An 18,072-nucleotide genomic window follows, 5' to 3' on the forward strand; every position below is an offset into this window, starting at 1 on the left:
CTGGGCCGTGTCGCCCTAGCCCTTCTTGCCGAGGAGCTTGTTCATCTCCTCGATCTCCGCGTTCTGGGCGGTGACGATGTCGCCGGCCATGGACTTGGCGGGGGCGTACCGGCCCTTTGCCTTCTGGGCCGTGGCCATCTCGACGGCGCCTTCGTGGTGTTCGACCATCATCGTCAGGAACATGGAGTCGAACTCCTTGCCGGAGGCCTTGTCCAGCTTCTCCATGTCCGCCTCGTCCATCATTCCGGCCATGCCGGAGTGGGCCGAGTGGTCCATGCCGGACGACGAGTCGGGCACGTCCTCGCCCCAGGTCCTCAGCCAGCCGGTCATCGTCTTGATCTCCGGGTCCTGCGCCTTCTCGATCCGCGCCGCGAGGTCCTTGACCTGCGCGGAGGAGGCACGGTCGGCGGCCAGTGCCGCCATCTCGAGCGCCTGCTGGTGGTGCGGGATCATGCCCTGCGCGAAGGAGACGTCCTGGGCGTTGTGCGCGCCCGCCTCAGCCGTGGCACCGGCGCTCGCCGAGGAGGGCGAGGACGAGGAGCCGTGGGCGCCCTCATGGTCGCCGTCACCGCCGCAGGCTGCAAGGACGAGCGCGGCGGTCGCGGTCGCCGCCACGAGGGCGGCACGTCGGGTCAGCGTACGGGGAGTGGTCATGCGTCAACTCCTGTGGAGCGGAAGGATTCTGGACATGCCGGTGCGCCGCGTCGGTCGGTGACGCGGTGCGCGGGGGTGTCTAGATCCGCAGGAGTTGGAGTTCGGCCAGGGAGGGTGGCGCCCGAGCGCCGTCCTGGTCCGTGAGGGCGTACGAGCACACGGTCTCGGCCGTCACGGGCACGGGCGCGGGGTCGGGCACGAGCCCGGGCACCACCGGCCCGCCGCTCACCGCGCCCGACGCGCAGGTGGCGTCGGCGTGTTGGGCGTGCCCGCCGCAGTGGCCGTTTCCGGCGCAGCCGTCGTGCGCGGTCTCGGCGGTGGCCATGACCCGGGTGGAGGAGTGTGCGTGGGGCGCGCCGCCGGGCGCCAGCCCGTGCATGGACAGCAGCCCCACCAGCAGCCCGAGCACGCACCAGGCGCGCCACCGCCGCAGGGGCGGGCGCGGGACGTACTGCTCGGGGCCGTTCACGCGGCACATCCTACGGACAGCCGGACCATGACACGCGAAGGGCCCCCGTGTCTGCACGGGGGCCCTTCGCACTCCTGGTGGGCGCGGACGGTTTCGAACCGCCGACATCCTGCTTGTAAGGCAGGCGCTCTACCCCTGAGCTACGCACCCAGGACGAGTCGACAGCCTACCTTGCCGGAGGCACTGCCCCGCAAACCCGTTTCCCGTACGTGTCCGGCCCCGGGGTCCCGGCGGGACAGGGGATGTGAGCTGCTGGCGCGTGACAGCGTTTGAGTAGGTTCTGGCGTGCATGAGTGGCGGTGGCTGATGCAGCCCTGCGCAGGGAACAAGAGTTTGTCTGTCGAGTGTGTGACCTCCGCCAGAGATGGTCGTTGGGTTGTGGGACGGGGTCTTCGGCTGACGCGGGGCGGGGTGAGGGTATGGGCGGACTGCGGGAAATCGCGGCGCCGTTCGTGGTTCCCGGCCCTTCGGGAGTGGCGGTTCGTGACCGGCTCAAGGAGCTGACGGCCGGGGACGAGAAAGTACTGCGTTTGGTCGGTGATCATCTGGGTGGGCTGGCTGCCCGGGATCTGAAGGCGCGGTGCGCGGTCGGGCTGGAGCACGACGCCGAGCGATGGGCGGAGCGCAAGCGCGCCCTGACCCCGCAGTCGTCGTCTCGCTGGGCGGGCAGCATCACGAAGGCAACGCACGATCAGTGGGCGCTGGCCCGGCGCGGCCAGCTTGCACACATCCAGAGCCTGGAAGCGGGTGTGCGGGCGATCGAGCACCGGCTGTCCCTGCCGGTCGAAGAGAAGGGCAGCAAGAGGGTTCCGGGCGCTTACCGCAGCAAGCGGGAGTGGCATGCCAAGACCCGCCGCCTGCACGTGCTGGCCGACCGGTTGGAGGCGGCGCGGGTCGAGCGTGAGGCCGGGCGGGTGCGCGTGGTTCGTGGCGAGAAGCGGCTGCTGAACACCCGCCACCACCTGGACACAGCTCAGCTCAGCGAAGTTGAGTGGCGTACGCGATGGCAGGCCGAACGCCGCTTCCTCCAGGCCGACGGCGAGTCCGGCAAGCGGTTCGGCAACGAGACCATCCGTGTCAGCCCCGGCGGTGAGGTCTCGGTCGAGCTTCCCGCGCCGCTGGCGCACCTGGCGAACGCGCCGCACGGCCGGTATGTGCTCGGCGCCCGGGTGGGCTTCGCGCACCGGGGCGAGCAGTGGCGCGACCGGGTCACCGCCGGTCGGGCGGTTGCCTACCGCATCCACGAAGACACCGTGCGCGGCCGCTGGTACCTGACCGCCTCCTGGACCATCCCCCCCTCCGGACCGTCCCCCTGGCCACGGCCCGCGCCAGCGGAGTGGTGGGGGTGGACACCAATGCCGACCACCTGGCCGCGTGGCGTCTGGACGCACACGGCAACCCCGTCGGCGAACCCCGACATTTCGGCTACGACCTCACCGGCACCGCCGACCACCGCGACGCCCAGGTCCGTCATGCGTTGATCCGCCTGCTGCACTGGGCCAGGCGCCACGGCCTGGCGATCGCGCTGGAAGACCTGGACTTCACCGCGGAGACCACCCGGGAGAAGCACGGCGGCAAGAAGCGCTTCCGCAAGCTGATCTCCGGCATGCCCCTGGCCAGGCTGCGGGCCCGGCTCGTGGCCATGGCGGCCGGACTCGGCATCCCCGTCATCGCCGTCGACCCCGCCTACACCAGCCGCTGGGGCGCGCAGCACTGGCACAAACCCCTCACCACCGACACCCGCAAGACCACCCGCCACGACGCAGCCGCCGGGGCGATCGGAAGACGCGCCCTGGGGCACCCGGTCCGGCGACGGACGGCACCGCCCCCTGCTCACCGGAGCGATGAGCAGGGGCATCGGACCGTCCAGGCCGGCCCGCCCACCCCGGGGCGTGAGGGAAGCCGCCCCCGCATCCCCGGACCACGGACACGATCCGTACGCGCCGGACACGGAGCGAACGCGGCGGACCAGAACGCCCAACACCGTTCGGGGCGTTCGGCTGAGCATGAGCCCTGGCAACAGGACGCACTCCCGCTCAGTGTCTGGGACTGGTTATCCCCACCCCGGAGGAACGGTTAACCCCACCCCGGATCCGGGAGTGCGCCGGATCCCGTGCCGGGGCGCGGGTCCATACGGTCGTAGGGCAGGCGCAGCTCGCGCCGTCCGTCCCAGGGGGAGATCACCATGGCCCGTACCGTCGCCGTCCGCACCGCGCTCGCCGCAGGAGCCGTCGTGGCCCTCGTCGCCACCGCCACCGCCTGCGCCTCCCCCGCGGACGACAAGGAGCCCGAGCACCGGTCCTTCACGCTGGAAGGGCGCACCCTCACCGTCGACTCCGACGACTCCGCGCTGGAGATCGTCTCGGCGGACTCGAACAAGGCGGGCCGTATCGAGGTCACCCGCTGGTTCAAGGGGTCGGTGGTCGTGGGCAAGGAGCCGAAGGTCACCTGGTCGTTCGAGGACGACCGGATCACCCTGCGCGTGAAATGCTCCGGGGTGGTCGCCGACTGCGCGGCCAAGCACCGCATCGAGGTGCCGCGGGGCGTCGCGGTGCGGGTCGAGGACAAGGACGGCAGTGTGCGGGCGAGTGGCTTCCGGGACGCGCTGAACATCCGCACGGGGGACGGTTCCGTGCGCGTCAGCGACACCTCGGGGCCGCTGGAGCTGCGGACCGGCGACGGCTCGGTGCGCGTCACCGACTCCTCCGGCTCCCTGAAGGTGCGTACCGGCGACGGCTCGGTGCGCGCCGACGTCTCCTCGCGCCGGGTGAGCACGCACACCGGTGACGGCTCCGCCCACATCGAACTGAGCTCCATACCGGAGCTGGTGGAGTCCCGCAGCGGCGACGGCTCCGTGACGATCGCGCTGCCCTCGGCGACGTACCGGGTGACGACGGAGACCGGGGACGGCGGGGTGGACGTGTCGGTGCCTCGGGACGAGTCCAGCTCGCATGTGGTGTCGGCCCGTACCGGCGACGGCAAAGTCACGGTGCGGACCGTGAACTAACCGGCCCGTGTGTTCGTCCTTACACGGTGGGAGAATGACACCGGGCAGGGCGAATGACAGCACGGGAGAGGGATGTGACGGCGACACCTCCGCGGCCGTACTCGCCGTCGGCGCCGCGCGCGCACAGAACCGCGCTGCGGGACACCCTCACCCTGGTGGGGCTGCCGCTGCTGGCCGCGCTGACGCTGCCGGCCGCGTTCGCCGGGGGCGGCACGCGGCGGTGGTTCGGCGGGCGGGCGGAGAGCCAGCGGGCGGAGGCGCAGGCCGCGAAGGACGCCGCCGCTGCCGCGTTCTACGAGCTGGACACCGCGCAGCGGGACCTCAGGATCTCGATCGAGACGATCACGGCGGTCGACGACTCCCCGGCCGCGCGGCGGGCGGTCGCCGATTTCCAGGCGATCAGCGGCCGCATCGACGAGGCCAGCCACCAGTACATCAGCGCCGTCGACGCCCATGACCTCGACCGGGACGATCTGGAGGCCTCGGCGGCGGCGCAGGCGCGTACCGCACTCACGAAGGCGAAGGACGAGCTGGGCCGGGTCAAGGGGGAGCTGGACCGCTTCACCGACGGGCTCGGGCCGCTGCTGGGCAAGGCGGAGACCCAGCTGGCGCGGCTCGCGCCGGCCGTGGAACGGGCCCGGCAGGCGCTCCTCGCCGCCTCGAACGCCCTGGACGCGGTCCGGGGCTCCGGGCTGACGGCGGACGACCTCGCGGCCCGGCTCGCCGCGCTGTCGCCGGATCTGACCAAGCTGAACCAGGGCGCCGGGCAGCACGGGGTGCCGCGGACGCTGGAGCGCGCCGAGCGGGTCGCGAGGGACGCCGAGGCGATCCGCGTGGAGGCCGAGCGGCTGCCGGAGAAGGCCGCGGAGATCGACCACCGGCTGGTGTCGCTGCGTACCCGCGCCGAGGCGCTGACGACCCGCGCCGGGCAGGTGGAGCCGGTGCTGAGTGAGCTGCGGCGGCGGTTCGCGGCGGCGTGCTGGCAGGACCTGCAGCATGTGCCGGAGCAGGCGGCCGAGCACGTACGGCAGGCGGAGGCGAGGCTGGCCGAGGCGCGGGCCGCGCGGGACGCCCAGCGCTGGCCGGACGCGACGGCGCTGCTGTCGACGGCGCGGGCGCTGCTGAACACCACCGACGAGGCCGTGTCGGCGGCGGGTGACCGGCTGACGCGGCTGAACGCCGTGCAGAAGGATCCGCAGCAGGAGATCGACCGGACGCGGTTCGCTATCCGGGACGCGCAGCGGCTGGCCATGGCGGGCCGCAACACGCCCGACCCGCGGGACGCCCGGCCGCTGGACGACTCCGTGGCCCGACTGGAGCGGGCGATCGCCGGCCTGGAGGGCCGTCACCCGGACTACTGGCACTTCCTGACCGAGACGGAAGCGGTGCGGCACGCCGTGGCGGACGTGGTGGCGCGGATCCGGGAGGAGCGCGGGGCCGGGCACTGAGGCGCCGTAGGCCCGCTGTGTTGCCCGTCCTGTTGCTGCCTGGGGCGCGGTGGGCGGATATTTGAAGGGAACGGACGTACAGCCTCCGCTCGCATCCAAGGGAGGCGGACATGGCCACGCACGTACAGCGCTCGGGCTCGCGCAGGCGCATCGACTTCGACGAGCACCTTCCCGTCGACCACCGCCTGAACATGGTCTACCGGATCGGCGCGGGCCTGATGGGTCTGGCGCTGGTCGTCTTCGGCGTCTTCGGTGTCGTCGACAACATCGGCTTCTTCGACACCGGCGGGGACACCCTCTGGAGCCTGAACACGAACGGCGCGCTCAGCTGGCTGTCGATCGGCGTGGGGCTGCTGCTCTTCGTCGGCATGGTGATCGGCGGGAACTTCGCGTCGACGCTGAACATGGTGCTCGGCGTCCTGTTCATCCTGAACGGATTCCTGTTCCTCGGCCTGCTGGAGACGGACTACAACTTCCTGGCCTTCGAGATCCAGAACGTCATGTTCACCTTCGTCGCCGGCATCCTGCTCATGGTCTTCGGGATGTACGGCAGGGTCGGTTCCGCCCTGCCGCATGACAACCCCTACTGGCGGGCCCGCAACCCCGACCTGGCCGAGGAGCGGGACCGCCAGCGCGAACTACGGGAGAACTGGCCTCCGCACGAGGAGGATCAGGTGCGGTAGGCGTAGTAGTACGCGGTCGGGTACGACGCGACGAGGCTCGCCACCGACCTGCGCAGGGTGTTGTTGGAGTGGTACGTCACGTACGGCACGCCGCCGCTCTTGTAGGTGACGATCATCGTGTGGTCCTTGGACCCGTCGCGGTCGAAGTCCATCTGGAGGACGTCGCCGACCTCGAGCTGGTAGACGTTCGCGAGCGGCTTGGTCCGCTTGGAGTTCTGGGCGAACCAGGACCACTCGTTGACGCCGACGAACGAGTCCGACTGGATCTCGTTGTTGCCGAACCACTTGGTGTAGTCGTAGACGTAACCCGGCACGTGCTTCCAGCCGCCCGCCTTCAGGGACTGGCTGACGAAGTTGGTGCAGTCGCCGCCGGCGCCGTGGCCGTTGTAGTCCGGGTAGTCCTTGTTGTAGACGTTCCAGAACTTCTCGGCGTAGGCCGCCATCGCCTTGTAGTCGTAGGTGGTGGCGGTCTTCGGGACGGCGGCCGGGTTGCGGGTGGTCGCCGCGCGCGGGGCGCTGGGCATGGTGTCGTCGGGCTCGGGGGCGGGAGCCTTGACGGACTTCGGCTTGGAGAGCGTGTTCACCGCGAGGCCACCCTGGTCGGTGTCCTGGATGCCGGTGAGCTGCCAGTTGCCCTGGCTGTCGGCCTTGAAGGTCAGCTCGTGCTGGGCCTGGAAGCCGGTGGTCTTCGGCGCGTTGCCGCGGGCCTTGGCGTAGGTCAGGGTCGTGGTCTCGGTGACCGCCGCCTTGGCCGTACGGCCCGTCACGCGCGTGGCGTTCAGGGTGACGGTGGTGCTGGCCTTGCTGTACTTCTCGCCCGCCTTGGCGAGCTTGTCCTTGCGCTGCTCCAGCGAGGACAGGGTGGTGTCCTCGGTGCGGGCGGTGCCGGAGGACAGCTTGACGTCGCCGGAGAAGCCGTCAGTCAGCGGCTTGGCTCGGTCACCCTGCTGGCCGTCGACCAGGGCGTCGGTGCGGTCGGTGAACACCGCGTCCGCCAGCCGCTGGAAGGTGGCCTTGGTCTTCGCGTCGACCGTGGGGTCGTCGACGACTGCCGCGCCGGCGCTCCAGTTGGGCAGCAGCGCCACTCCGGCGACCACGGAGGTGGCTGCCGCGCCGAGTATCGCTGCGCGGCGGCGCGTACGGCTCAATTTCCTTGACTTCACTGATGTTTCCCCTCTTGCCCCGGCGGGAGGGATGGCCGGGGAAGGGCATCTTTGCATGGCATGTGTGGGCGTTGTGAAGAGGGATGCCCTTGCGGGTTCCGGACGTTACTGGAACGTCACTTCACGAGGGTCGGCCAGTCGGGCCCCTGCGCCGGATCCAGCGTGCGCAGCGCCTGAAGGGTCTGGGGCTTCTGCACATCGAGCCAGTCGGACAGCTCCTTGAAGGACACGCACTTGACGTCCTTCTTGGTGCAGACGTTCTTGATGACCTCGTCGACGGCGTTCATGTAGATGCCGCCGTTCCACTGCTCGAAGTGGTTGCCTATGAACAGCGGGGCCCGGCTGCCGTAGTACACCCGGTTGAAGCCCGCCATGTAGGCGTCGGTGGTCTCCTGCTGCCACTCGGCGTACCGGGACGGATCGCCGTCGGGCTGGCCGTCGGACTGGTTGGCCAGGAAGTTGAAGTCCATGGACAGGCCCTGGTAGTCGCCGCCGTCGTAGGGGAGCGCCTGCAGCGGGAAGTCCCAGAGGCCGCCCTTCTTCGACGGCCAGACCTGGAAGGCGCCCGGGGAAGACGCGTCGTAGCGCCAGCCGTAGCTCTTGGCGGCCTTGATCAGGTTCTCCTGACCCTCCAGGCAGGGCGCGCGGCCGCCCGTGACCGCCTTCTTGAAGTCGAACGGCAGCGGGTCGATGTCCTTGTAGCCGGTGTTGGTCTTCCAGTTCTCGGCGAACTCGAAGAACTGGTCGATCTCGCTCTTCCACTCCTCGACACTCCAGTCCCCGCCGCCCTTGGCGCCGCAGAAGTGGCCGTTGAAGTGGGTGCCGATCTCGTTCCCCTCCTTCCACGCCTTGCCGAGCTGCTCCAGCGTGGTGCGGATGTGTTCGTCGGTGGGGTAACTGATCGCCGCCGCGCCCTTGGAGTGCTGCGGCGGGGAGTACAGGTCCCTCTTGCTCTTGGGCAGCAGGTAGATGCCCGTGAGGAAGAAGGTCATGTGGGCGTTGTAGTCCTTCGACATCTTCCGGTAGTGCTGGAAGAGCTCGTCGTCGCCCGCGAGGGCGCCGTCCCAGGAGAAGACGACGAACTGGGGAGGCTTCTCACCGGGCTTGAGCGGCACGGCCTTCAGCTGGCCGGTCTGGGGGCCGGTGTAGGAGGTGGAGCCGTCTCCGAGGACCTTCGTCTTCCCGTCCCACTCGGGTTCCTCCCGGTTCGCGCCGGCGGAGCCCTTCGTGGTGCCGCCTCCCGTCCCGGAGGACGCGGTCGGCGCGGTGTTGTCCGAGCGGGTCAGGGCGAGGTAGCCCGCGACCAGGGACGCGATGACGAGGAGGGCCGCCAGGCCCAGGACCCCCGGCGGGGTGGTCCGGCGGGGTGCCCTGGTTTTCCGGCGGCGGCCCGACGGTGACTTCATGTGCGGCTCATTCTGCGAGGGAGTGGGGGGTTGCGGTGCCCGGCCACCGGTTCAGCCGACCGGACTTGTGGCACGTGACCAGATGCCGTACGGGACGCTCTCGGCAGAGGTGCCGGCGACGCCTTCGAGCGGCAGTGGTTCGAGGCTCTTGGTGAGGTCGATGCGGTAGACGACGACGGCGGTCGACACGGACTCGGCGGTGCCGACGAACCAGGAGGCGGTGTCCTTCTCGTTGGTGCCGGCCTTCCCGGCCACCGTCTCCGACGTGGCGGCGGCCGGGTGGACGACGCGGAAGGCGTCCTTGAGCGCCGAGGTGACCTCCTCGGCCACGTCGGCGCCGACGGCGCGCTTCGCGGCGGGCCTGGCCATCTCCACCGCGGAGCCGTTGTGGGTGATCCGGCGCACCGAGTACGGCTCGGTGTGCCGGCCCTCGGCGGCGAAGGTGGCGTAACCGCTGGCCATGCGGATCGCGCTCGGCGTGGAGTTGCCCAGGGACAGCGCCGGTACCTGCGGGCCCATGCTGGAGGGGAGCAGACCGGCCGCCTCGGCGGTCTGCTTGACCTTGTCCAGGCCGGTGTCCATGCCGAGCTGCATGAACGGCGTGTTCACGGAGAGGGCGAGCGCCCGGTGCAGACTGATCTGCCCGTAGGACTGCTTGCCGTCGTTGTGCGCGGCGACCTTCTTGCCGTTGCGGTCCCAGTAGGGCCCCTCCGGTGTGGTGACCAGCACGCCGTCGTTGCCGTCGTACAGGCTCTGCCCGGAGACCTCCTGGCGGGGCTCGTCGCGCTGCTTGACGACGCCGTTCTCGAGGCCGGCCGCGTACACGAACGGCAGGAAGGCGCTGCCGGCCGGGACGGTGGTCGCGTTGGACTCGTTGTAGCCCTGCGTACGGTGGTCGGGGCCGCCGTAGACGGCGAGGATCCGGCCATCGGTGGCCACCGAGGCGGCGCCGAAGTGCGTGGCCTTCGCCTTCTTGGGGTCGTCCTTCAGCGCCTGCTTGCGGGCCTTGGTCACGGCGTCGGTGAGCGCGGTCACCCGCTTGCGGTCGAAGGTCGTGTAGATCTGGTAGCCGCCCAGGTCCCAGTCCTTGTCGGAGAGGTTCGCGGCCTTCCTGGCGTACTGCGAGGCGAGTTCCACCAGGTAGTCGGTCTGCTCACCGGTGTCGTAGAGCGGGTTGCTCTTCAGCGGCTCGGGGAACTTCGTGTACTTGGCCCGCTCGGTCTTCGACAGCTTGCCGATCTCGACCATCCGGTCGAGGGTCCAGGACCAGCGTTCGACGGCCCGGGCGCGGTTGGCGCTGTTGAGGGTCGGGTCGTAGAGGCCGGCGCCCTTGAGCAGGGAGGCGAGGAAGGCTGCCTCGCTGGCGTTGAGCCGGCTGACGTCCTTGCCGTAGTAGGCCTGGGAGGCGCGCTGGATGCCGTAGGTGCCGCGACCGAACCAGCTGGTGTTGAGGTAGCCCTCGAGGATGTCGTCCTTGCTCATCTGGTTGTCGAGCTTGAGGGAGATCATCGCCTCGGTGAGCTTGCGGCTGATCGTCTGGTTCTGGTTCAGGTAGACGTTCTTGACGTACTGCTGGGTGATCGTGGAGCCGCCCTGGGTGTCGCCCTGGCCGATGGTGCGGACCAGGGCGCGGGAGAGGCCCTTGAAGGAGATGCCGGGGTCGCTGTAGAAGCTCGCGTTCTCCGCCGCGAGCACCGCCCAGCGGACGTCTTCGGGTATGTCCTTCAGTGGCATCGCCTGCCGCTGGACCCAGCCGGTGCGGGCCATGGGCGTGCCGTCGGCCCAGAAGTACACGTTGTCCTGCTGGGTGGCGTACGAGTTGAGGTTGTCCGGTATGTCGGTGGCCGCGTAGGCGACGACGAGGAAGGCGGTGCTCAGTCCCATCGAGGCGAACGCACCGCCCAGCCACTGCCGCCAGGAGGGCATCCAGCGCCGCCAGCCGACGCGGCCCGGCCGCGGGTACTGGGGCCGCAGGCGGCGCACGTAGGGCAGGGCGCGGGCCAGGAGGGGGGCGAGGGGGGCCAGCCGGAGACGGACGGCGGTGGCGAGCCGGGAGAGGACGGAGGGGCGGGGTGCCTTGCGGGATTTTCGCTGATTGCTCTGTTTACCCTGCTTGCTCTGTTTGCTCTGCTTGCTCGATATGAGCGGTTTTTCTTGGCCGTCGGGTATGCCCAGGCCCTCCGGAGGCACCCGCAGCTGCATGGTCTCGTCCGCCGGGGGAACGGCAGGGACCTTCAACTGCATGGTGAGTTCGGGCTCCTGGGGCTCCCCCCTTTGCCCCGCCTGGGTCACGACGCGTCTCCCTCCGCACTTCGGTGTTGCTCGCGCAGGTAAGACGTACTGGTGCGTACGTGGGTTGTAGACGCAGCGGTCACGTACCGGTCTGTACGGACTCGGCTGCGGACCCCCACTTCCCCCCGACCTTCCGGTTGCGGTTCCTCGCGGCACTAACAAATTACCAGCGATCTTCGCAATTTCTCCTCACAAGTATCGGACAGAAGCGAACACCACTGAACCACGGGTTCCGTTCGCCCCTGGAAGCGCCGGTTAACCTGTGCTCATGCCTCGCTACGAGTACCGCTGCCGTACCTGCGGCGACACCTTCGAACTGAGCCGTCCGATGGCGGAGTCCGCCTCCCCCGCCGCCTGCCCCGCGGGCCATGGCGACACCGTGAAGCTCCTGTCGACCGTCGCGGTCGGCGGAACCGCGTCCTCGCAGGCCCCCGCCCCCGCGCCCCGCGCGGGCGGCGGAGGCGGGGGCGGGTGCTGCGGCGGGGGCTGCTGCGGCTGAGACTCACCGCTGCGGCTGACGCACCGGGGCGCCCTGGAGGTCTGCCAGGCCGCCCTGGAGGCTTACAGCGGCGCCCTGGATGCCTTCAGGAACTCGCGCAGGATGCGCTCCCCGGCCAGTACGCCCCGCTCGGGCAGCGCGCTGATCGCGGGGGCCGTCCAGCCGCTGTCGGCCAGCTCGCCGTGCCCGGGGCGCCAGCCCCGGTCCCCGGCGAGCAGCAGGTCGGCGTCGAGCAGCGAGTCACCGGCGGCGAGGGTGAGGTCGGCGCCGGTGCGGCGGGCGACCTCCCGCACGGCCGCGCTCTTGGTCAGCGGCTTCGGCACGGCGTAGAGCTTGCGGCCCTGGAGCGACACCGTCCAGCCGCGGTTCTCCGCCCACACCGCGAGCTCCTTCACCCAGTCCTCCGGGAGCAGCTCGCGCTCCACCACGAGGTAGGCGAAGAGGTCCTCGGCGATGCGGTGCTTGCGCACCCAGAGCGGGTCGGCCGAGACCGCCAGGTGCGCCTGCACCTCGGCCAGCGGCGCGCACTCGCCCGCCAGCCGCTCGGTCACCCGCGCGTGCCATTCGGAGTCGGTGGCCCCGTCCACCAGGATGTGGCCCCCGTTGGCGCAGATCGCGTACTTCGGAGTCGGGCCGGGCAGGTTGATGCGCTGGTACTGCTTGCGGGTCCGGGTCGTCGTCGGCACGAACACGGCCGCGTCCCCGAGCTCCGTCAGCAGCTGCGCCGCCGTCTCCGTCATGTACGACAGGGGCCTGCTCTCGTGCACCTCCACGCAGAGCAGCCGGGGCGCCCGCGCGTCCGGCATGGTCAGCGCGAGGGCCGCCGCGGAGTAGATCAGCGTACGGTCGAGGTCGCTCGCCACCAGCACCGGCATCAGACCGTCACCGCCTTGCCGTCGGCACCGGTCGCACCGCGCGTGTACTTGGGGTGGATCAACCCCACGCAGGTGTACGGCAGGTCGGCGACCTCCTCCACGGGCACCCCTCTCTGTTCGGCGAGCAGGCGTACGTGGTCGAGGTCGGCTCCCGCGCCGGCCCGCGCCAGGATCTTCCACGGCACCCGGCGCAGCAGTACCCGGGTGGTCTCGCCGACGCCGGGCTTGACGAGGTTCACGTCGTGGATGCCGTACTCCTCGCTGATGCGCTCCACGGCCGCCCAGCCCTCCCAGGTCGGGCTGCGGTCGCTCGCCAGCAGCTCCTTCACGGCCGCGTCCACCTGCTCCGCGACCTCCGGGAAGCGCGCCGCGACCGCGTCCAGGAAGTCCACCGAGACGTCCGCGCCGGCGAGTTCGCGGTAGAACTTCGCGCCGTGGAAGTCCTGCGGGCCCACCAGGTCGGCCCGCAGCACCGTGCGCGAGATCAGCCCGGACACGGTCGAGTTGAGGCAGGCGGAGGGGATGAGGAAGTCCTCCCTGGTGCCGTACGTCCGCACGCAGGAGCCCGGGTCGGCGAGGACCGCGATCTCCGGGTCGAAGCCGGTGATGCCGTCGCTCTTGACGAACTCCTCGATCGCGTCGGCCAGTTCGCGGGTGATGGCGCCCTTGCCGGTCCAGCCGTCGACGAAGACGACGTCGGACGGCTCGTGGTGGGCGGCCAGCCAGCGCAGCGCGTTGGCGTCGATGCCCCGGCCGCGCACGATCGACACCGCGTAGTGCGGCAGGTCGAGGCCGTGCCGGAACTGGGCCCAGCGGCGCATCAGGACGCCGATCGGGGTGCCCGCGCGGGCGAGGGAGACCAGGACGGGGCGGGGCGAGCGCTCGGCGAGGACGGTCTCGGTGACCACGCCCACGGCCCGGGCGATCCGGGCGGCCGAGTCGTCCAGCGCCGCGTGGAACAGCTCCTGGTACTGCTCGCTCGGCTGGTACTCCACCGGCAGCGACTCCGCGTAGTGCGCGCCGCCGCTCTGGATGGCCTCCTCGCGCTCCTCGGTCGGCGCCTCCAGCGTCACGTCCGAGAGGTCCTGGAGCAGCCAGCCGACCTCCTCCGGCGCATACGAGGAGAAGGCGGGGCCGCGGAGGGGCTCGGGCAGCATGGAGGGCCTTTCGGGAACGTACAGGGGCTCGGGGACGTACGACGGGACGACCGCGAGCAGCACGTGCGGGGTGTGCGCGGCGAGCTGGGCGAGGAGACCGTCCGGCGCGTGCAGGGCGGGCGTGTCGGCGACCGAGTCGACGACGGCGACGACGGCGTCGAAACCGGCGCCGGCGACGTTGTACGCGTAGCGCTCGCCGGGGCCGTCGGCCGGGTTGTCGTGGGCGGGGAAGACCAGGCGGCTGCGTATCGCGTAACCGGGGTCGTCGACGGCCAGGACGGGCGAGCGGGTGGTGGTGGAGTAGCGCACCTCGGCGTCCACGGCCCGCTCCAGCTCGTGGGCCAGCCTCAGCGGGGCGTACATCAGTTCCTCGAAGCCGAGGACGTGGACGCGGCGTGCGTCGGCGGGCAGTGCCTCCGCGAGGCGGGCCGCCATGGCGGGGAGGGCGTTCTCCAGGCGTATTCGGTGCTGGGGTGTGAAGCCGTGGCGACCGCCGTCGGGAAGGCCGTCGGGCCAGTGCAGGTCTATGCGGGTGAGGCGGGGGTGGGTGCGGTTGTCGTCCGGGTGCGGGCCGTCCTGGGCTGGTCGCGCCCACGACGATCCCGCGGACGACCGACCACCCATCGCGGCGCTGTCGGCCTCGTACCGCGCCACCAGCTCCTGCCCCTTCTCCAACACCCCCTCCGGCAGCCGTACCGTCCCCGAAGCCGCGGCCACGAGATCCACCCGCGCACCGATCTCCCGCGCGAAGTCCTCCAGCCGCCCGGCGTCATCCGCCGACCGCATGTCGACCAGCGCCACCACGACATACCGGCGACGCGGATACCGCGCATGAAGATCGCGCACGGTGTTCAGCACCGTGTTCCCCGTGGAGAACTCGTCGTCGACGAGGACCAGCGGGCCGTCCCCGGCCAGCAGGGCCTGGTTTTCCGGCAGCAGCAGGTGCGAGGTGGCGTGCGAGTGGGACTCCTCGAAGCCGCCGGCCTGCGCGACCCCGGGCACCGGCCGGCGCGTGGAGTGCAGGTAGGGCGCGTGGCCCAGACCGTCGGCGACCGAATGACCGAGCCCGGTGGCCGTCTCGGCGTACCCGACCACGACCGCGGACCGCGCCCCGGTCTCGCCCAGCAGCTCCCGCACCCTGCGGCCCAGGGCGAACCCGGCGCCGAAGACGACGGACGGCGACTGCGGTACGTGCTTGCCGAGCACGTTGGACACCAGGAGGTGGGCCCGCTTGGGGTTGCGGCGCAGCGCCAGCCCCAGCATCTCCTTGAGGGTGTCGTCGCCCACGAGTTCGACCCCGAGCCGTTCGGCGACCCAGGTGCCGTCCCATTCCCCGTTGTTCACTGCTTTGTTCATGCGTCCCTTGTGTCGGGGCCCGGGGTGTCCGGGCCCTTCCGGGCCGGGTTCCTCAGGTGGGGATCCCGGCGGCGAGCAGCTCCACGAAGCCGATGTCCTCGCCTGCGACGCCGAACACCTCGGCGCGCAGCAGGGTCCGCTCGGCCCAGGCGCGGTGCGGCTTCACTTCATTCATTTTGTTCGTGTACGACGACCTGAGCACACCCCCGCCGCAGCGTTCCGGCCGCAGGATGTCCTGGGCGTCACTGAACTCCTCGTGACTGACCACGGACAGTGCGTGCACGGGCAGCACGTGGGAGGGGTGGATGCAGGTCTTGCCGAGCAGGCCGTTGGCCTGGTCGAGGGCGATCTCGCGCAGCAGCCCGTCCATGGCGTGCTCGATGAGCGCCTCGCGCAGCTCCTCGGCCTGCCCCTCCAGGAAGGGGCTGCGGCGCAGCTGCGGCTTGAACATGCGCTCCTGGACGCGGAAGTACTCCCAGACCGGCCCGGTCACCGTGAACCCGGTGCCGTCGGCCCGGCCGAGCATGTTCACCACGTCGGAGATCACGGAGGCGACGACGTGGACGTCGTACGCCGTCATGTCGGGGGCTCTGCGCAGGCCGTAGGAGGAGCAGAAGTCGGTGACGCCGAGGCGCAGCGCGAGGACCCGGTCGCGGTACTTGTCGACCGCGCGGGAGATGCCCTCCAGGGTGTCCACGCGTGACTCGCGGTACAGCAGCTCGGGCGACTCGAGGACCGGCATGGCGAACAGGCGGCGGCCGCTCGCGGCCTCGGCCACGGCGAGGGCCTCCAGGAACGGGATGCCGCGCTCCTCGGTGAACTTCGGCAGCACGAATCCGGACAGCAGCCGGACGGCGGGGCCGAGGCGTGCCACGAGGTCGGGGATCTGCTCGGGGGTGCGGACCCGGACGAACAGCAGTGGCAGCGCGGTCGCGGGGCGTGCCGTCAGCTCGGTGAACTGCCGGACGAGGTTCTCCTCGCCGGCCGGGACGTCCTCGTCTCCGATGGAGTCCTCCAGGCACAGCACCATCGAGACCACGCCGCGGTCGGCCTGCTTGACGATGTCGTCCGCGAGCCGCGGCCGGGTGGCCGGGCTGTAGAGCGTGGCGCCGAGGGCGACGGCGAGCAGCCGGGCCGGGGAGTTCGAGTCGAACTCGCACGGCTCCTGGAAGAAGAGACGCTTCCGCACCTCAGGGGCGACGTGCCCGAAATGACGCATAGAACTCCCCCGTGGAGACGGTACGGCGTGTGGAACGGGCCGGGACATGGCTGATGACATGTCTACTGAGTGGCCGGTAATAGTACGTAGCAATCCATGTCAGGGGTTCCCGCAGGGCATGAATTTCTGGTAACTGGGCTGTGTCGACTGTCGTACCCCCGCGTTGTCGTGACCAGGACCGAGAAGGCAGGATGACCGCATGACGCACGCGATGTTGAAGGGGTCGAACGTCCCGCTCGAAGCCACCACGGTACGTGCCGTGCTGCGCTGGACGCCCGGGCAGGGGGTTCCGGACGTCGACGCCTCCGCACTGCTCCTCGGCCCCGACGGGCGTGTGCGCTCCGACGAGGACTTCGTCTTCTACAACCAGCCCCGGCACCCTTCCGGGAAGGTGTGGCGGCTCGGCAAGAAGCGGATCGCCGAGGGCCTCACCGACACCATCCAGACAGAGCTTCCCGGTGTCGAGCCCGATGTCAGCCGGATTCTCCTGGTCGCTTCGGCGGACGGCGTCACCTTCGACCGCGTACGCGACCTGCGCATCCTGCTGTACGACGCCGCGGTGACCGATGGGGAACCCCTGGCCTGCTTCGACATCAAGCCGGAGACCGGCGAGGAGACGGCCCTGATCTGCGGCGAGCTCTACCGCCGCGGCGGCGTCTGGAAGTTCCGCGCCCTCGGCGAGGGCTACTCCAACGGCCTCAAGGGCCTGGCCACGGACTTCGGCATCTCGGTCGACGAGTCGGAAGCGGCGGCGGCGGCAGCAGCAGCAGCGGCGGCAGCGGCGGCGGCAACGGCCGCCCAGCCCCTCCCCCCGGAACAGCCGACGGGTGTACCCACCCAGCCCGCGTACGGCTACCCCGAGCCCCAGCCGTCCTACGGCTACCCGCAGCAGACCCCGGCAACGACAGCCGCCCCGTCGGCCTACGGCTATCCGCCTCCGGTCACGGCAGCGCCGAGCCCGGACTTCGCCCTGCCGCCACAAGGGCCACAATTCATCGGACGTTAGGGAAGCATCCTCAGGGGCGCGGGGCCGTATCGATATGCGGCTCCGCCGCGCGGCGCGACGAGCCGCAGACAACCCGCACCCGCAGAGCTACCGCTCCGCCTGCGCCTTGTACCCCCGCCCCCACTGCAACCCCCACCCGTACAACCGATCGATCTCCGCCTGAAACCCATAAACGAACTTCACCTCGCGCCGCACCATCACCTCCCCCTTCACGTTCTCGATCATCACCACCGCACAGGACCGAGCCTGCGGGTGGCGCTCATCGAGCCCTATCTCGATCCGCGGCCCGTTACTCGGGTACAGCGTGACGCTCGCGTGCGTACGGTCGAACGCCGGCGTCTGGTCATAGATGTAGACGAACACCAGCAGCCGCTTGATCTCGTCGCGATGGTCGAGGTTGACGTACATCGTCTCCCCGGACGCCGACCCGAACCGGTCGTCCCCGCTGAGCTTCACGTACGGCGCCGCGTTAGCGTCCCCGAGGTAGCCCCCGAGCGGCTGCACGACCCCCTTCGTGCCGTCCTGCAACTCGTACAGGCATCCCAGGTCGAGGTCGACGTTGACCATGCTCTGGCTGTGCCCGACGACCTCCGGCGGCTTCAGCGCCTTGAAGGGGTGCCGCAGGATGCTCTCGCGGTGGAAGCCGCCGATGTCGGACGTCCGCATCCGCCAGTTCAGGTTGACGCGCAGGTGGCCGGTGGCCGCGCCCTGCTTGGTGAGGGAGACCTGGCTGTGCCGTTTGGTCAGCTCGATGGCGTTGGTCGCCGCGCTGCCGGAGTCGAACTCGGCCGCTCGGCTGCCCAGGAGCCCGTCGAAGAAGCCCATTCCCGCCCCCACG

14 protein-coding genes, 1 tRNA gene and 1 pseudogene are annotated in these 18,072 nt (G+C 70.5%); 6 read left to right on the forward strand and 10 right to left on the reverse strand.

The window, feature by feature from the left end; genetic code table 11:
- Nucleotides 1-15: 15 nt before the first annotated feature.
- The 3 genes from AC067M_RS02565 to AC067M_RS02575 form a co-directional block, all read right to left on the reverse strand.
- Nucleotides 16-654, reverse strand: coding sequence for a DUF305 domain-containing protein (locus AC067M_RS02565; RefSeq protein WP_478695115.1), 639 nt, complete (start codon nt 652-654; stop codon nt 16-18).
- Nucleotides 655-733: 79 nt separating this feature from the next.
- Nucleotides 734-1,123 carry a DUF6153 family protein gene (locus tag AC067M_RS02570; RefSeq protein WP_478695116.1) on the reverse strand — a complete coding sequence of 130 codons (390 nt, stop codon included), beginning with the start codon at nt 1,121-1,123 and terminating at the stop codon, nt 734-736.
- Nucleotides 1,124-1,198: 75 nt separating this feature from the next.
- Nucleotides 1,199-1,273, reverse strand: a tRNA-Val gene (locus AC067M_RS02575).
- A 269-nt stretch (nt 1,274-1,542) separates the two neighbouring features.
- Here AC067M_RS02575 and AC067M_RS02580 point away from each other — a divergent pair.
- From AC067M_RS02580 to AC067M_RS02595, 4 genes and pseudogenes are all read left to right on the forward strand, one after another.
- Nucleotides 1,543-3,203, forward strand: a pseudogene (locus tag AC067M_RS02580) (IS200/IS605 family accessory protein TnpB-related protein).
- A 105-nt stretch (nt 3,204-3,308) separates the two neighbouring features.
- Entirely contained in the window at nt 3,309-4,130 is an 822-nt protein-coding gene (locus tag AC067M_RS02585) for a DUF4097 family beta strand repeat-containing protein (protein ID WP_478695117.1), read from the forward strand.
- 74 nt (nt 4,131-4,204) lie between these two features.
- Nucleotides 4,205-5,578: a hypothetical protein gene (locus AC067M_RS02590; protein ID WP_478695118.1), complete on the forward strand. Its 1,374-nt coding sequence runs from the start codon at nt 4,205-4,207 to the stop codon at nt 5,576-5,578.
- A 110-nt stretch (nt 5,579-5,688) separates the two neighbouring features.
- Nucleotides 5,689-6,261 (forward strand): DUF4383 domain-containing protein, encoded by a 573-nt coding sequence (locus AC067M_RS02595; RefSeq protein WP_478695119.1) that lies wholly within the window; start codon nt 5,689-5,691, stop codon nt 6,259-6,261.
- Here AC067M_RS02595 and AC067M_RS02600 read toward each other — a convergent pair.
- The 3 genes from AC067M_RS02600 to AC067M_RS02610 form a co-directional block, all read right to left on the reverse strand.
- Entirely contained in the window at nt 6,249-7,424 is a 1,176-nt protein-coding gene (locus AC067M_RS02600; protein ID WP_478695120.1) for an amidase domain-containing protein, read from the reverse strand. The two genes, AC067M_RS02595 and AC067M_RS02600, sit on opposite strands and share 13 nt — an antisense overlap.
- 116 nt (nt 7,425-7,540) lie before the next feature.
- Entirely contained in the window at nt 7,541-8,830 is a 1,290-nt protein-coding gene (locus AC067M_RS02605) for a polysaccharide deacetylase family protein (RefSeq protein WP_478695121.1), read from the reverse strand.
- Nucleotides 8,831-8,881: 51 nt separating this feature from the next.
- Nucleotides 8,882-11,074 carry a transglycosylase domain-containing protein gene (locus AC067M_RS02610; RefSeq protein WP_478695122.1) on the reverse strand — a complete coding sequence of 731 codons (2,193 nt, stop codon included), beginning with the start codon at nt 11,072-11,074 and terminating at the stop codon, nt 8,882-8,884.
- A gap of 316 nt (nt 11,075-11,390) precedes the next feature.
- On the opposite strand from AC067M_RS02610, the gene AC067M_RS02615 reads away from it, so the two are divergent.
- Nucleotides 11,391-11,621: an FmdB family zinc ribbon protein gene (locus AC067M_RS02615; RefSeq protein ID WP_478695123.1), complete on the forward strand. Its 231-nt coding sequence runs from the start codon at nt 11,391-11,393 to the stop codon at nt 11,619-11,621.
- Between the two features lie 62 nt (nt 11,622-11,683).
- On the opposite strand, the gene AC067M_RS02620 is transcribed toward AC067M_RS02615, so the two are convergent.
- Genes AC067M_RS02620 through AC067M_RS02630 form a run of 3 tightly spaced genes read right to left on the reverse strand, consistent with a single transcriptional unit; the run spans nt 11,684 to nt 16,228 of the window.
- Entirely contained in the window at nt 11,684-12,496 is an 813-nt protein-coding gene (locus AC067M_RS02620; RefSeq protein WP_478695124.1) for an HAD family hydrolase, read from the reverse strand.
- Complete coding sequence (locus tag AC067M_RS02625; RefSeq protein ID WP_478695125.1) at nt 12,496-15,009, reverse strand: phosphoribosyltransferase; 2,514 nt, start codon at nt 15,007-15,009, stop codon at nt 12,496-12,498. Before AC067M_RS02625 ends, AC067M_RS02620 begins: the two co-directional genes overlap by 1 nt.
- Nucleotides 15,010-15,061: 52 nt before the next feature.
- A complete protein-coding gene (locus AC067M_RS02630) occupies nt 15,062-16,228 on the reverse strand; it encodes an HpcH/HpaI aldolase/citrate lyase family protein (RefSeq protein WP_478695126.1) in 1,167 nt (388 codons plus the stop codon).
- Between the two features lie 199 nt (nt 16,229-16,427).
- On the opposite strand from AC067M_RS02630, the gene AC067M_RS02635 reads away from it, so the two are divergent.
- On the forward strand, nt 16,428-17,234 hold the full coding sequence (locus AC067M_RS02635; RefSeq protein WP_478695127.1) for a TerD family protein: 807 nt from the start codon (nt 16,428-16,430) through the stop codon (nt 17,232-17,234).
- An 87-nt stretch (nt 17,235-17,321) separates the two neighbouring features.
- On the opposite strand, the gene AC067M_RS02640 is transcribed toward AC067M_RS02635, so the two are convergent.
- Complete coding sequence (locus AC067M_RS02640) at nt 17,322-18,059, reverse strand: TerD family protein (protein ID WP_478695353.1); 738 nt, start codon at nt 18,057-18,059, stop codon at nt 17,322-17,324.
- Between the last annotated feature and the right edge of the window lie 13 nt (nt 18,060-18,072).

This window comes from Streptomyces sp. NPDC043427 (genome assembly GCF_056436655.1).

Bases quoted from the DNA above. Each gene is read 5' to 3' on its own strand.
- AC067M_RS02630 (WP_478695126.1), bottom strand. From the start codon at position 16,228: ATGCGTCATTTCGGGCACGTCGCCCCTGAGGTGCGGAAGCGTCTCTTC.
- AC067M_RS02625 (WP_478695125.1), bottom strand. From the start codon at position 15,009: ATGAACAAAGCAGTGAACAACGGGGAATGGGACGGCACCTGGGTCGCC.
- AC067M_RS02565 (WP_478695115.1), bottom strand. From the start codon at position 654: ATGACCACTCCCCGTACGCTGACCCGACGTGCCGCCCTCGTGGCGGCG.
- AC067M_RS02595 (WP_478695119.1), top strand. From the start codon at position 5,689: ATGGCCACGCACGTACAGCGCTCGGGCTCGCGCAGGCGCATCGACTTC.
- AC067M_RS02640 (WP_478695353.1), bottom strand. From the start codon at position 18,059: ATGGGCTTCTTCGACGGGCTCCTGGGCAGCCGAGCGGCCGAGTTCGAC.
- AC067M_RS02585 (WP_478695117.1), top strand. From the start codon at position 3,309: ATGGCCCGTACCGTCGCCGTCCGCACCGCGCTCGCCGCAGGAGCCGTC.
- AC067M_RS02605 (WP_478695121.1), bottom strand. From the start codon at position 8,830: ATGAAGTCACCGTCGGGCCGCCGCCGGAAAACCAGGGCACCCCGCCGG.
- AC067M_RS02635 (WP_478695127.1), top strand. From the start codon at position 16,428: ATGACGCACGCGATGTTGAAGGGGTCGAACGTCCCGCTCGAAGCCACC.
- AC067M_RS02615 (WP_478695123.1), top strand. From the start codon at position 11,391: ATGCCTCGCTACGAGTACCGCTGCCGTACCTGCGGCGACACCTTCGAA.
- AC067M_RS02610 (WP_478695122.1), bottom strand. From the start codon at position 11,074: ATGCAGTTGAAGGTCCCTGCCGTTCCCCCGGCGGACGAGACCATGCAG.
- AC067M_RS02620 (WP_478695124.1), bottom strand. From the start codon at position 12,496: ATGCCGGTGCTGGTGGCGAGCGACCTCGACCGTACGCTGATCTACTCC.